This window comes from Nocardia sp. CS682 (assembly GCF_004634405.1).
Classification (GTDB): Bacteria; Actinomycetota; Actinomycetes; order Mycobacteriales; family Mycobacteriaceae; genus Nocardia; species Nocardia ninae.
The window spans coordinates 3,040,504-3,054,023 of sequence record NZ_CP029710.1 but is presented as its reverse complement, the minus strand read 5'-3'; the positions used below and the strand labels follow the sequence as shown (position 1 = coordinate 3,054,023).

The 13,520-nt window shown below is 67.8% G+C and carries 12 protein-coding genes; 9 read left to right on the top strand and 3 right to left on the bottom strand.

Annotation, left to right across the window (positions count from 1 at the left end):
* The first annotated feature begins 11 nt into the window (after window positions 1-11).
* Together DMB37_RS13745 and DMB37_RS13740 are read left to right on the top strand one after the other, a co-directional pair.
* Window positions 12-632 (top strand): TetR/AcrR family transcriptional regulator, encoded by a 621-nt coding sequence (locus DMB37_RS13745; protein ID WP_135233037.1) that lies wholly within the window; start codon window positions 12-14, stop codon window positions 630-632.
* 193 nt (window positions 633-825) lie between these two features.
* Window positions 826-2,106 (top strand): alkane 1-monooxygenase, encoded by a 1,281-nt coding sequence (locus DMB37_RS13740; protein ID WP_135233036.1) that lies wholly within the window; start codon window positions 826-828, stop codon window positions 2,104-2,106.
* 19 nt (window positions 2,107-2,125) lie between these two features.
* On the opposite strand, the gene DMB37_RS13735 is transcribed toward DMB37_RS13740, so the two are convergent.
* Window positions 2,126-3,172, bottom strand: a complete 1,047-nt coding sequence (locus tag DMB37_RS13735) for a glycerophosphodiester phosphodiesterase family protein (protein WP_135233035.1) — start codon at window positions 3,170-3,172, stop codon at window positions 2,126-2,128.
* A 101-nt stretch (window positions 3,173-3,273) separates the two neighbouring features.
* On the opposite strand from DMB37_RS13735, the gene ahcY reads away from it, so the two are divergent.
* The 7 genes from ahcY (at window position 3,274) to hpf (ending at window position 11,768) form a co-directional block, all read left to right on the top strand.
* Window positions 3,274-4,758 carry an adenosylhomocysteinase gene (ahcY, locus tag DMB37_RS13730; RefSeq protein ID WP_135233034.1) on the top strand — a complete coding sequence of 495 codons (1,485 nt, stop codon included), beginning with the start codon at window positions 3,274-3,276 and terminating at the stop codon, window positions 4,756-4,758.
* A gap of 125 nt (window positions 4,759-4,883) precedes the next feature.
* A complete protein-coding gene (locus DMB37_RS13725; RefSeq protein ID WP_135233033.1) occupies window positions 4,884-5,531 on the top strand; it encodes a dTMP kinase in 648 nt (215 codons plus the stop codon).
* Between the two features lie 78 nt (window positions 5,532-5,609).
* Window positions 5,610-6,287, top strand: a complete 678-nt coding sequence (mtrA, locus tag DMB37_RS13720) for an MtrAB system response regulator MtrA (protein ID WP_040738310.1) — start codon at window positions 5,610-5,612, stop codon at window positions 6,285-6,287.
* Window positions 6,288-6,357: 70 nt separating this feature from the next.
* Window positions 6,358-8,130 carry an MtrAB system histidine kinase MtrB gene (gene mtrB / locus DMB37_RS13715; RefSeq protein ID WP_135233032.1) on the top strand — a complete coding sequence of 591 codons (1,773 nt, stop codon included), beginning with the start codon at window positions 6,358-6,360 and terminating at the stop codon, window positions 8,128-8,130.
* Window positions 8,131-8,222: 92 nt separating this feature from the next.
* Window positions 8,223-10,046 (top strand): MtrAB system accessory lipoprotein LpqB, encoded by a 1,824-nt coding sequence (gene lpqB / locus DMB37_RS13710; protein WP_135233031.1) that lies wholly within the window; start codon window positions 8,223-8,225, stop codon window positions 10,044-10,046.
* 142 nt (window positions 10,047-10,188) lie between these two features.
* Window positions 10,189-10,833 (top strand): ComF family protein, encoded by a 645-nt coding sequence (locus DMB37_RS13705; protein ID WP_135233030.1) that lies wholly within the window; start codon window positions 10,189-10,191, stop codon window positions 10,831-10,833.
* Window positions 10,834-11,015: 182 nt separating this feature from the next.
* Window positions 11,016-11,768 carry a ribosome hibernation-promoting factor, HPF/YfiA family gene (gene hpf / locus DMB37_RS13700; protein ID WP_370465375.1) on the top strand — a complete coding sequence of 251 codons (753 nt, stop codon included), beginning with the start codon at window positions 11,016-11,018 and terminating at the stop codon, window positions 11,766-11,768.
* 81 nt (window positions 11,769-11,849) lie between these two features.
* Here the strand turns inward: hpf and DMB37_RS13695 are convergent, their stop codons facing one another.
* Window positions 11,850-12,986 carry an MAB_1171c family putative transporter gene (locus DMB37_RS13695; protein WP_135233029.1) on the bottom strand — a complete coding sequence of 379 codons (1,137 nt, stop codon included), beginning with the start codon at window positions 12,984-12,986 and terminating at the stop codon, window positions 11,850-11,852.
* Entirely contained in the window at window positions 12,983-13,507 is a 525-nt protein-coding gene (locus tag DMB37_RS13690) for a hypothetical protein (RefSeq protein WP_135233028.1), read from the bottom strand. The genes DMB37_RS13695 and DMB37_RS13690 overlap by 4 nt, the downstream gene beginning before the upstream one ends.
* Window positions 13,508-13,520 lie beyond the last annotated feature (13 nt).

Below are 13,520 nucleotides of genomic sequence, written 5' to 3'. Positions count from 1 at the left end.
GTGTCGCCGGTATGCCGCGCTCCGGAACCCGCATCCCTTATCAGGAGGCGGCGCGTGAACTCCTGCGCGCCTCGGTCCTCGATGCCATGCGCGAGCTACTCACCGAACGGGACTGGTCCAAGATCACCCTCGGAGACGTGGCGGGCAAGGCCGGAGTCAGCAGGCAGACGCTCTACAACGAGTTCGGTTCGCGCAGTGGCCTTGCGCAGTCCTACGCACTGCGCCTGGCCGACGATCTGGTCGACCACGTCGACGCGGCCATCACCGGCAATGTCGGTGATGTCCGCGCGGCGTTCCGCGAGGGCATGACCAATTTCTTCGTCGACGCCGCGGCCGACCCGCTGGTGCAGTCGCTGCTCGCGGGCGAGGTGAAATTGGATCTGTTGCGGCTGATCACGCTGGACGCCGGACCGTTGCTCGACCAAGCCACCCGCCGGCTGTCGCTGGCGTTCCAGCACAGCTGGGTGGCGGCCACGGCGGCCGAATCGGACATCATCGCGCACGCGCTGGTGCGCATCGCGCTGAGCTATATCCCGACGCCGCCCGGTCCCGGCCGAGACGCGCCCGCGGAGTTGAGTGCGTTGCTGAGTCCATACGTCGAAGCGATTCTGGCCGCCCGGATCGAGCACTGATCCACCCCTGAAGAACCCCGGTCCGTTTGCGCTGAGTAAGCCAGGGCTTCAACTACATGTGAGCCCACTTAAAAGCTAGCCCCCATAGCTGTAACGCTCATCACGTTTCAACCGTCAAGGTCTGCGAAACAGCCGTACAGTCTGGAACTATTCTCGTACATCGGAGTTAGGGTTCCTATTTAGCGGGGCAAACGTGCAAACGGTTGGCAAACCGGCGGTATCTTCAGATCCCAAACGACACTTATGGGTTTTCGGGCTGATCGCTCCACTGAGCGCACTCCTGCCCTCGCAACTCGTGTTGCAGACGGGCGCAAGGGTGTTCTGGTGGATCGGTCCAATCATCGTGTTGATCGTCATCCCGGTCCTGGACTGGGTTGTCGGCGAGGACGGCACCAACCCGCGCGATGAGGATTACGAGTTGCTGAGCAACGACCGGTACTACCGGTGGTGCACCTATCTGTTCCTTCCTGTGCAGCTGCTCGGCCTGCTCATCGCCTGCTACATGTGGGCGGGGCACGAGCTGAGCATCGTCGACAAGCTTGGCCTGGCCGCGACGCTGGGCTTCGTCAGCGGCATCGGCATCAACGCCGCGCACGAGCTCGGGCACCGGGTCGAGCACGCGGAGCGCTGGCTGGCCAAAGTCGCGCTGGCGCAATCGTTCTACGGCCATTTCTTCGTGGAGCACAACCGTGGTCACCACGTGCGGGTGGCGACGCCGGAGGATCCGGCCAGCGGCAGGCTCGGCGAGACGCTGTGGGAGTTCCTGCCGCGCAGCGTGTTCGGCAGCTTCCGCTCGGCCATCGAGCTGGAGCGGGTGCGGCTGGCGCGCAAGGGCCTGCGCTGGTTCAGCGTGCACAACCACATCCTGCAGGCCTGGTCGATGAGCGTGGTGCTGTTCGGCAGCCTCATGGCGCTCTTCGGTATCGGCGTGCTGCCGTGGCTGATCCTGCAGGCCGTGATCGGCGCGTCGCTGCTGGAGACGGTGAACTTCATCGAGCACTACGGCTTGCTGCGGGCAAAGAAGCCGAACGGGAACTACGCGCGCTGCTCGCCGCGCGACAGCTGGAACAGTGACCGGCTGGTCACCAACATCTTCCTGTTCCATCTGCAGCGGCACAGCGATCACCACGCCAATCCGGGACGTCGGTACCAGACGCTGCGCAGTTCGATGCAGGCGCCGCAGTTGCCCGCCGGTTACGCGACGATGATCCTGTTCGCCGTGGTGCCGCCGCTGTGGCGGGCGGTGATGGACCATCGGGTGCTCGAGCACTACGAAGGCGACGTCACCAAGGCCAATATCCACCCGCGCAAGCGGCGCCGGATCCTGGAGACCTACGGGACCGTCGCCACGCTGACCGGTGCGGCCCAGGCGAATTCGGCCAAGGGCACGTCGGCGCAGACGGTCACGCCGCATTCCGGTTCGGCGCAGTCGAACCCGGCGGAGTCCGACGTGCGGGAGTCGGGCGCGGCATAGGTCACCGGCTCACCCCGGCTCAGCGGTGGTAGGCAGGAGGCAGGGGTAAACCCTTCTCCTGCAACACCTCCCGCATCCGGTCGGGGTAGTCGGTGATCACGCCGTCCACGCCGGTATCGAGTTGCGCGGCGATCGTGGCCTTGTCGTTCACCGTCCACGGGATCACCCGCAGATCCAGCTCATGGGCGCGCTCGACATAGGCCCGATCGGCCACCAATTCGAAGCCGCGCTCACCCGCCTTGCGGCCGTAGGGGACCGAGTAACCGGGCGAGGCGGCATTGGCGCCGAGCGCCTTCACCGCGCCGAGCGGATCGCCCGCGTAGTCCTCGTAGCGGATGGGGCCGAGCCACTTCGAGCCGGCCACGAAGGTGGTGTCGTCGTAGAGCGCCACCAAGGGGATCGTCGGATTCGCCTTGCGTACCAGCGCAAGTGCGCGCCAGTCGAAGCTCTGGATGCCGACGTTGCCGGTCTCACCGGCCGCGGCGACCGTGCTGAGGATGACGTCCACGAACTCCTGCGGCGTCGCCGACTGCTCGGGGTGCTCGGCCTCCAGCTTGGTCTCGATGTTGTAGCGCAGGTGTGCGCCCCGGTAGGTCTTGACCAGATCGAAGAGGGCGGGCAGCGTCGCTATCTTGTTGCCGGGCAGCCCCTGCTGGTCCGGGTAGTCGGCCAGGGTCTTGCCGCAGTCCAGCGTCTGGGTCTGGGCGTAGGTCAGGTCGTGCACCAGCTTGCCCACGTAGGGGAACTGCGGATCGTCCGGCGTGACCGGCGCGGTGTCCGCGCACTTGGTCGCGAGCACCGTCGGGTCGTGCCAGATCATCGGCATCTTGTCCTTGGTGAGCACGATGTCGAGCTCCAGCGTGCTCACCCCCAGCTCGATCGCCTTGCTGAAGCCCGGCAGCGACTCCTCGACGGTCAGACCGCGTCCGCCGCGGTGCGCCTGCAGCTCCACTGTTCGCGGCGCAGTAGCCGGTGACGAGTCCGCTGAGCTGTCGCACGCGGTGCTCAGACCGAGGGCGAGCGACCCGGCGACCGCGGTCGTGACGATGGCGCGAAGGTTCGGCATCGCGCCAAGCTAGCAAGGGTGAGTACGGTGTACCCACCCGCCGCGCCAGCGACTAACCTTGCGTGTTGGTACCGACTTACCAGGAGAGGCAGATAGAGGCTATGACGACCTCAGAACTTCCCGCGCGAACCGAGCTCACCGCCGATGTGCGCAACGGCATCGACTTCAAGGTGGCCGATCTCGGGCTGGCCGAATTCGGCCGCAAGGAGATCCGGCTGGCCGAACACGAGATGCCCGGCCTGATGGCGCTGCGCCGCGAGTACGCCGAGGTGCTACCGCTGCAGGGCGCGCGCATCTCCGGCTCGCTGCACATGACCGTGCAGACCGCGGTGCTGATCGAGACCCTGGTCGCGCTGGGCGCGCAGGTGCGCTGGGCCTCGTGCAACATCTTCTCCACCCAGGACCACGCGGCGGCCGCCGTCGTGGTCGGCCCGCACGGCACCATCGACGAGCCCAAGGGCACCCCGGTCTTCGCCTGGAAGGGCGAGAGCCTGGAGGAGTACTGGTGGGCCGCCGAGCAGATGCTCACCTGGCCGGACGAGCCGGCCAACATGATCCTCGACGACGGTGGTGACGCCACCATGCTCGTGCTGCGCGGCGCGCAGTTCGAGAAGGCCGGCGTGGTGCCGCCGGAGGACGAGAACCACTCCGCCGAGTACAAGGTGTTCCTCAACCTGCTGCGCGAGCGCTTCGAGACCGACAAGGGCAAGTGGAGCGCCATCGCCGATTCGGTGCAGGGCGTCACCGAGGAGACCACCACCGGCGTGCTGCGGCTGTACCAGTTCGCCGCCGCGGGCGAGCTGGTGTTCCCGGCGATCAACGTCAACGACTCGGTCACCAAGTCGAAGTTCGACAACAAGTACGGCACCCGCCACTCGCTGATCGACGGCATCAACCGCGGCACCGATGTGCTCATCGGCGGCAAGAAGGTGCTGATCTGTGGTTACGGCGACGTCGGCAAGGGCTGTGCGGAATCGCTTGCCGGACAGGGCGCCCGGGTGCAGGTCACCGAGATCGACCCGATCAACGCGCTGCAGGCGCTGATGGACGGCTACGACGTGGTCACCGTGGAGAAGGCGATCGGCGACGCCGACATCGTCATCACCTCGACCGGCAACAAGGACATCATCACCCTCGAGCACATGAAGGCGATGAAGGATCACTCGATCCTCGGCAATATCGGTCACTTCGACAACGAGATCGATATGGCGGCACTGGAGCGTTCCGGCGCGACCAGGATCAACATCAAGCCGCAGGTCGACGAGTGGACGTTCCAGGACTCCGGCAAGTCGATCATCGTGCTGTCCGAGGGCCGCCTGCTGAACCTGGGCAACGCCACCGGCCACCCGTCGTTCGTCATGTCCAACAGCTTCTCCAACCAGGTGATCGCGCAGATCGAACTGTGGACCAAGCCGGACGAGTACGACAACGAGGTCTACCGCCTGCCCAAGCACCTCGACGAGAAGGTCGCGAAGATCCACGTGGAGGCGCTCGGCGGCGAGCTGACCAAGCTCACCAAGGATCAGGCCGAGTACATCGGCGTGGACGTCGACGGACCGTTCAAGCCGGAGCACTACCGCTACTGAGTCTCGATGCCTCGGGCGCGATGACATGAGATGACAGGAGGCCGCCGGATCCACGGGATCCGGCGGCCTTCGCGTTTCTCCGGCCGCGGCGCGACCCGCGGTGCACCCTCGGTACCCTGCGTGCCATGGGCGCGCTGATTGTCATCGAGGGGCTCGACGGTGCGGGCAAGCGGACGCTGACCGAGGCCGTCACGACCCAATTGCGGGACGCCGGACTGCGAATCGACTCGCTGGCGTTTCCGCGCTACGGCCGTTCGGTGCACGCCGATCTGGCGGCGGAGGCGTTGCACGGCGCGCACGGTGACCTCGCTGCGTCGGTCAACGCGATGGCGCTGCTGTTCGCGCTGGACCGGGCGCAGGCACGCGACGAACTGACGAAGTTGTTGGCGGACAACGACATCGTGCTGCTCGACCGGTACGTCGCCTCCAATGCCGCCTACAACGCGGCCCGGCTCGGCGAGCAGGCCGACGGCAAAATCGTCGGCTGGATAGGCGAATTGGAGTACGAGCGGTTCGCGCTGCCGACGCCCGCGGTGCAGGTGTTGCTGGACGTTTCGCCCGAACTCGCGGCCGAACGGGCGCGCAAGCGCGGTGAGCTCGACCACAGCCGCGCGCTCGACGCTTATGAACGGGACGGACAACTTCAGCAGCGAACCCTCGCGGTGTACCGTGAGCTGGCTCAACACAACTGGTATGGGCCGTGGTGGATATTCCGATCAGGTGACGATCCAGCCACATTGGCTGCGCGATTGGCGGATTTGATTACCCGCTAGGGTTAGATGTGCGGCGGGTTCACACCAGTGTTGGCGTGGCAGCCCGATCCTGGCCTGGGAGATGACACCATAGTAATTATGAAGCCGAAGATTCTGGTCGTCGACGACGATATGGCGCTCGCAGAGATGCTCACGATCGTCTTGCGCGGGGAAGGGTTCGACCCGCATGTGGTCGGCGACGGCACACAGGCCCTGGCGGCGGTTCGCGAGATCCGCCCCGATCTGGTGCTGCTGGACCTGATGCTGCCCGGCATGAACGGCATCGATGTATGCCGTGTGTTGCGGGCCGATTCCGGAGTCCCGATCGTGATGCTCACCGCGAAGACCGACACGGTCGACGTGGTGCTCGGTCTGGAGTCCGGTGCCGACGATTACATCGTCAAGCCGTTCAAGCCGAAGGAACTCGTCGCCAGGGTGCGTGCCCGGCTGCGGCGCACCGAGGACGAGCCCGCCGAGCTGTTGTCGATCGCCGACATCGTGATCGATGTGCCCGCGCACAAGGTGACTCGCGCCGGTGCGCAGATCTCGCTGACGCCGCTCGAGTTCGATCTGCTTGTCGCGCTTGCCCGTAAGCCGCGTCAGGTGTTCACCCGCGAGGTGCTGCTCGAGCAGGTCTGGGGCTACCGGCATGCCGCCGATACCCGGCTGGTCAACGTGCATGTGCAGCGGCTGCGCGCCAAGGTCGAGAAGGATCCGGAGAACCCGGAGATCGTGCTGACCGTCCGTGGCGTCGGCTACAAGGCCGGACCGCCGTGATCCGTCGCGTTGAGCGAGTGCTGGCAGTGTTCGTGCGGACGGAGGCATCGAGCGCCGACGAGGCTCGGTCGTGATCGATCGCTCCAGCAACAAACTGGAGCGGCGACTGGCAGCGGTGGGTGCCAGATTCACCGAGCTCGGTACGGTGCTCGGTCATCTCTGGCAGCGCTCGTTGCAGCTGCGGGTCGCGGTCTCGACGATCACCCTGTCGCTGATCGTGATCACCATCCTCGGTGTGGTGCTGACCGATCAGATCACCAACCGGATGCTGGACACCAAGATCAACGCGGCGGTCGAGGAGATGGTCCGTGCCCGCAACGCGGCGCACAGCCAGCTGGTGGGTACGCACGACACCGGTACCCAGCTCAATCGGCTCGTCGAGGCGCGCAACGCGCTCTCCAGCGACGGTAGCCCGCAGACCGGGGTCGCGGGCAGCTACGACGTCGCGCTGGTGATGGTGGACAGCGGCCAGCAGGAGGTCGCCGCGGGCCCGATCCAGGACGTGCCCGCCGAACTGCGCAACTTCGTGCGCAGCGGCCAGGTCAGCCGGCAGTTCACCACGGTCTCGGACTCCAGCGGCTACCGCGGTCCCGCGTTGATCATCGGCAGCCCGAGCACCGAAATACCCACGCTGGAGATCTATCTCATCTTCCCGCTGTCCACCGAGGCGCGCAGCCTGTCGCTGATCCGCGGCACCATGCTGATCGGCGGCATCGTGCTGCTCGTCTTGCTCGCCGCCATCACGGCCTTGGTGACCAGGCAGGTGGTGCTGCCGATCCGCTCGGCCGCGCGGATCGCCGGTCGCTTCGCCGACGGCAGGCTCAAGGAACGCATGCTGGTGCGCGGCGAGGACGACATGGCGCGGCTGGCGCAGGCGTTCAACGAGATGGCCGAGAGCCTGTCCAACCAGATCACCCAGCTGGAGGAGTTCGGAAACCTGCAGCGCCGGTTCACCTCCGACGTCAGCCACGAGCTGCGCACCCCGTTGACCACCGTGCGGATGGCCGCGGACCTGATCCACGGCAGCAGCGACGATCTCGATCCCGCGCTGGCCCGCAGCGCGGAGCTGCTGGTCAACGAGCTGGACCGGTTCGAGGGCCTGCTCAACGATCTGCTCGAGATCAGCCGCCACGACGCCGGCGTCGCCGAACTCCAGGTCGAGTCGCTGGACGTGCGGATGTGTGCGCGGGCGGCGATCTCGACGGTGCGGCACCTGGCTAAGGACGCGGGCGTCGAGGTGGTCATCGATCTGCCCGAGGAACCGTTGGTCGCCGAGGTGGATCCGCGCCGGGTCGAGCGGGTGCTGCGCAACCTGCTGGCCAACGCCATCGACCACAGCGAGGGCAAGCCGGTGCTGATCAGGATGCGCGGCGACGTCGACGCCAACGCGGTCTCGGTGGTGGTGCGCGACCAGGGCGTCGGGCTGCGGCCGGGCGAGGAGAAGCTGGTCTTCAACCGGTTCTGGCGTTCGGATCCGTCCCGCATGCGCCGCTCCGGCGGCACCGGGCTCGGCCTGTCGATCAGCGTGGAGGATGCGAACCTGCACGAAGGCAGGCTGGAGGCCTGGGGCGAGGTCGGCGTCGGCGCGAGCTTCCGGTTGACGCTGCCGCTGGTGCGCGGCAAGAAGCTCGGGGTCAGCCCGCTGCCGCTGGAGCCGGTGCGCAAGCAGGCCGTCGTGCGGCAGGTCGAGCTGGAGGCCGCTCCGGTTTCGCCTGCGCCGGAACCGAATCCGGTGTCGGGTGCGACGTCGGCGGCGGCCACCGGGAACGGGTCGACCCCGCCTGCGGCGCCGTCATCGGCGGGGGCCGACTCGGCGCACGAACCGGGGGACGTACCGTCATGACTCGGCGTTACCCGCCCGGTGCGCGCCCGGCGCGAGCCTTCCGAGACATACCCCCGACGATGGAAGCGCTCGGTCCCGGGGGAAGGGGTTTCATGGCAATGCGTGTCGGTTCCGCGAGGACACAGCGGCTGTTCGCGTGCGCCGCGGCGGCCCTCGCGGCCTTGGTCGTGCTCTCCGGATGTGCCAGCCTGCCGGAGTCCTCGGCGCCGCAGGCACTGGGCACCATCGACCGGGAGCCCACCTCCGAGGGCCCGCCGCCGCCCGTCGCCGGGCGCGACCCCGATCTGCTGCTGCGCGACTTCCTGCTGGCCACCGCCGACCCGACCAATCGGCACCTGGCGGCCCGCCAGTACATGACCCCGTCGGCCGCCGCGCACTGGGACGACGCGGCGGGCACCACGATCGTGGAGAAGCCGGATACCTTGCGCGAGTCGCGAACCGGCGACAAGGCGACCTATCGCATCCGGGCGCGCAAGGTCGCCGAGCTGGACACCAACGGCGCGTACCGCGCCTCGGCCGACCCGCCGCTGGAACACAAGATCGAGATGACGAAGGTCAACGACGAGTGGCGCATCGACGAGCTGCCCGACGGCGTCGTGATGGACTCCATCGCGTTCGGCAAGTCGTATCGGCGCTACGTGCTCTACTTCGTCGATCCGACGAGCAGCGTCGTGGTGCCCGATCTGCGCTGGGTGTCCGTACCCAAGGCGCAGCTGACCCAGCGGCTGCTCGCCATGCTCGGCGAGGGCACCCAACCCGCGCTCGCCCCGGTGCTGCGCAACGAGCTGGCCGCGCCGATCACCTTGCGCGGCCCCATCACCAAGGCCAACGGAGATCCGGACGAGGTCGGGGTCGGGATCGGCGGCGTGAAGATCGACTTCGCCGGCGCGTCCGCGCTCAACCCACGCGATCGGGAGTTGCTTGCCGCGCAGGTGGTGCTGACCCTGGCGGGCGCGGACATTCTCGGCCCCTATGTGCTGCTCGCCGACGGCAAACCGTTCGATGACCGGTTCACCGGCAGCGGCTGGTCGACCGCCGATGTCCAGCAGTACAGCCAGCCGACCGTCGGGAACAACCAGGTCGGCCTGCACGCGCTGCGCGGCGGCGCGCTGGTGCAGGTGCCGGAGAACAACGCCGTCATCACCCCCGCACCGGGGTACTTCGGTGCCGTGAACAACCTGCTGTCCGCGTCGCTCTCGCCGGACGGTCAGCTGGTCGCCGGGGTCGCCGACACCGGACGGCCCGCGCCGGAACCGCCGCGCACCTTGATGATCGGCACCTACGGTGGCAACGCCATTCCGGTCGCCGCGGGCGCGACGATCACCCGGCCGTCCTGGAATGTCGACGGCACCGCCGCGTGGGCCGTCATCGACGGCGAACGGGTGATCCGGGCCGTCAACGACCGGACCACGAACACCGTGTCGGTTCAGGATGTCGACACCTCGGCGCTCACCACCTCGAGCTCCGGGTCGAATTTCCGGCCACCCATCACCGAGCTGCGGCTGTCCCGGACCGGCGTGCGGGCCGCGCTGATCGCCGACGGCAAAGTCTATGTGGCGGTGGTGGTTCCGAAGCCAGGCGGCGGGTACGCCTTGGCCTCGCCGCTGCCGGTGGGCGTCAACGCGAGTGCGAACGCCGTGTCGCTGTCTTGGTTCGGGAACGACCGGTTGATCATCTCCCGCGAAGGCAATGTCGACCCAGTAGGCACCGTGTCGATCGACGGTTCACAGCCGATGCCGCAGACCAGCCGCAACCTCACGGCGCCGGTGCGGCAGGTGAGTGCCTCGCCGGAGCACCAGTACGCCGCCGATTCCCGGGCGGTGCTGGAACTGACCAGCAATCCGGACGGTGGCGAACCCTACTGGCGCGAGGTGCCGGGTCTGGGGGCGAACGCCGTGCCGGTGCTGCCGGGCTGACGGATTTCTGCGGAGCCATCCGTACCGATTCCCCCGGACGGCGCACGCGTAAACAGTTCCCTGGCAACGGTATCGAGGAAGCGGTAGCAGCCGGGCTCCGCCGAGCCGGCCGCTTGTCGGTGGGCAGGCGCACACTCGGTCGATGCAGACCCTGTTGGATCTGATCCTGCCCGCCTCGTGTGCGGGCTGCCGGGCGGCGGGGGTCGGCTGGTGCGCCGACTGTGCGGGCGCGCTCGCGGGGCCGCCGATCCGGGTGTGGCCGCGGACCGATCCGGGGGTGCCGTGCTGGGCGCTCGGGCCCTACGCGGGGCCGGCGCGGCGCGCGGTCCTCGCGGCCAAGGAGCGTGGGCGCCGGGACCTGGCCGAGCCGCTCGGGCTGGCGCTGGCGGGTGGGCTCGCGCGCTTGCGGACGGCCGATCGGCCACTGGTGCTGGTGCCCGCGCCGAGCCGGAAGGTGGCGGCGCGCAGGCGCGGCGGCGATCCGGTGCTGCGTGCGGCGGAGGTAGCCGTGGGTTGGCTGCCCGATAGCCGAATGATATCCGTGCTCCGGGTGTGGTGGGGTGTCCGTGATTCGGTGGGGTTGACACCCGGTGCGCGGGCACACAATCTGCGCGGGCGGATCACGACGATACCCGCTTGCCCGGCGCTGCGCGAGATCGCGGAAAACGCCGAGGTAGTGCTGGTCGACGACGTGCTGACGACCGGAGCGACGGCACGCGAATCGGTGCGCGCGCTTGCCCGGATCGGATTACGGACACGTGCCGTGCTGGTTACCTGTGCTGCTTGACTCCGGGAAATTTGCGTGAACACTGGCGCACTCCCGAATGTCGTACTACCGTCGCGATCACACACCCGAACCGGGAGTTTGGAGGTGGCGCCTCGGACATCATGTGCCGAGAGATCGTCGATCGGCACGGCTCAATCCCGCCGCACGCACATTGTCTGTGCGGCCATATTCGGGAGGTACGCGTGACGACTTCTTCACGACCTTCAGTGCAAGACGCTGACCCTTCGGTGCTGGACGACCGCACCGTCGACGTGACCGAACAATCCACTGCGGACCGCACCAGGACGCCCCGTGCGGACGTCGTGGTGAAGGGTCGCAATGTCGAAGTTCCGGATCATTTTCGAATCTACGTCGCGGAGAAACTCTCCCGCCTCGAACGCTTCGACCCGTCCATTTTCATTTTCGACGTCGAGCTGTTCCACGAGCGAAATCGACGGCAGCGCAAGAGCTGTCAGCGCGTCGAGATCACCGCGCGCGGCAAAGGCCCGATCGTGCGGGCCGAGGCCTGCGCCGATAGCTTCTACGCCGCGTTCGAGTCGGTGACGGCCAAACTGGAGAGCAGGCTGCGCCGCACCAAGGACCGCCGCAAGGTGCACTACGGGGACAAGACCCCCTTGTCGGTCGCGCAGGCCACCGCGGATCTGGTGGACGAGTCGCTGTTCGCGCAGCCGAACGGCTCCGGCGCGCACGACCACCCAGACGGCGACACCCGCCGCTCCGAGGAGCAGGCGGAGAATCAGGAATACGCGGCCGGGCCAGGGCATATCGTGCGCACCAAGGTGCACACCGCGACCCCGATGTCCGTCGACGACGCCCTCTACCAGATGGAACTCGTCGGCCACGATTTCTTCCTCTTCCAAGACCGGGAGACCGACCGACCGTCGGTTGTCTACCGTCGACACGCCTTCGACTACGGGCTCATCCGGCTCGCGTAGTTCGGCTTCCACCCTCCACCGCTCCGGGTATCCAACGCCCGAGTTGGGTGCCCGGAGAACCCGCAACCGTCCCGGCGATCGTCAGCCGCTCCGGCTGGGCTTCGACAGTAACTTCGTCAAACCTGTTGGTACCGTGTGAGTTTCGCGTATCTGCCAAGCTCGTGCCAGTTCGAGCAGCCGGCGGATGTCGGAGTCGAGATCGCTGGACGGTGTGCCGAATCGATCGGCCTCCCTGGTGCCCGCGGCGGGGGCGGCACCGGCCCGCTTGGCGGTGATCGCCTGCCGCAGTCGCCGGGCGTAATACTCGTTACTCGGCGGGCCCGGCGTGGTCTGCTCGGCGGGCAGATACCGGTGCAGGTGCATCAGCGCGTCCCGGATCTCCACCGTCATCCGGAGCAGGCGGGCGTCCGGCGGGACCGGACCGCTTGCGGGCAGCACGATCTCGGGTACCGCCGCGGTCAGTTCGGACCACAGCGGCCGCAGGCGACGGCAGCGCCGGCCGGCCTGGTCCCACCCGGCCCGCGCCGACACCAGCTCGGCCAGCGGTACCGCCAGCATCGCGGCCAGCACGAACACGGTGCCGAAATTCGGTGCCGCCCAACGGGTCAGGTGCGGGTCGTCGGCGTTCCAGCGTCCGGTGTGCCGGGCGATCGAGCCGACCAGGCTCGCGCCCGCGATGACCGGCGCGGCGAGCAGCGCGGTGAAGACGGCCCGCTCGTACCCGCTGGCCTGACCGGTGCGCAGCTCGCGCAGGCCGACCCGCCAGACCAGCCTGCCCGCCGCGATCAGCGGAACCCACATCACCGCCGACACCACGAACTCCTGCCAGCTGCTGTCCTGCCCGAGCAGGGTGCCTGCCTGCCGGTAGGGCGTGCCGATGAGCAGGATCAGCCCGACGGAGGCGACGGCGGCCAGGTCGTAGTACCGCTGCCGACGCGCCGCGACGCGCGGATCGGTGTCGGCCCACAGGGTCGCGGCACCGTAGATGTTCGCGATCGCGAGCATGGTGGCGCCCATCGACAGCTGGTGCATCAAGCTGCCGAATTGCGGTGCGATGCCCCGTTCCAGCAGGACGAGCGACACCGCGGTCCAGGCCAGTGTCCGGTTGAGCAGCCGGTCGATAGCAGTGGTGTTGAGCACCGCGAAACGGCCGAGGGTCACGGCGACGACGAAAGCGATCACCGGCACCGCGAAGACCGCGGGGACGGGGGAGCTCACCGACGACGGTCGCGGAAGAATGTCCGGTGTAGCAACGAGTCTCGGCGCGGCGGACGCATGGCGTGCAGCATGACCATGTCGGCGAAGGTTTCGGCGTCCCGCTCGCGGGTGGTGCCGTAGTCGGTCCGGCCCAGCACGTGTGCGATGGATTCCGGCGAGATCGAGGGCAGTAGTTCGGCGACCGCGGCCACCGTCGGGGTGGACGCCGCGGGTTCGTCGTCGGTCGGCTGCTCCGGGCCGTGGCCGAGCAGCATGTGACCGAGCTCGTGCACGATGATGTGCTCCGCGTGCCACTCGGTGGTGTCCGCGCCGTAGACGATGACGTCACTGTCCTGCTTCGCGATCCACAGACCGCTGCCGGTGCCGCACCCGGTGCCCGCCAGCAATGCGGTATCGATCGGCAACAGACTGATGCTCCGGCCGCGATAGCGCGCGACATCGTCGAGATAGCTCGACAGATCCCACGGGTGGGGTATCGGTACGTCGCGGGTCAGGTTCCGGAACCGGGCCTGCATGGCCATGCGATCGATCTCC

Coding starts and splice junctions, on each gene's coding strand:
- DMB37_RS13745 (WP_135233037.1), top strand. CDS start 12: ATGCCGCGCTCCGGAACCCGCATCCCTTATCAGGAGGCGGCGCGTGAA.
- DMB37_RS13690 (WP_135233028.1), bottom strand. CDS start 13,507: ATGGCCATGCAGGCCCGGTTCCGGAACCTGACCCGCGACGTACCGATA.
- DMB37_RS13725 (WP_135233033.1), top strand. CDS start 4,884: ATGGGCGCGCTGATTGTCATCGAGGGGCTCGACGGTGCGGGCAAGCGG.
- DMB37_RS13735 (WP_135233035.1), bottom strand. CDS start 3,172: ATGCCGAACCTTCGCGCCATCGTCACGACCGCGGTCGCCGGGTCGCTC.
- ahcY (WP_135233034.1), top strand. CDS start 3,274: ATGACGACCTCAGAACTTCCCGCGCGAACCGAGCTCACCGCCGATGTG.
- lpqB (WP_135233031.1), top strand. CDS start 8,223: ATGGCAATGCGTGTCGGTTCCGCGAGGACACAGCGGCTGTTCGCGTGC.
- mtrA (WP_040738310.1), top strand. CDS start 5,610: ATGAAGCCGAAGATTCTGGTCGTCGACGACGATATGGCGCTCGCAGAG.
- DMB37_RS13705 (WP_135233030.1), top strand. CDS start 10,189: ATGCAGACCCTGTTGGATCTGATCCTGCCCGCCTCGTGTGCGGGCTGC.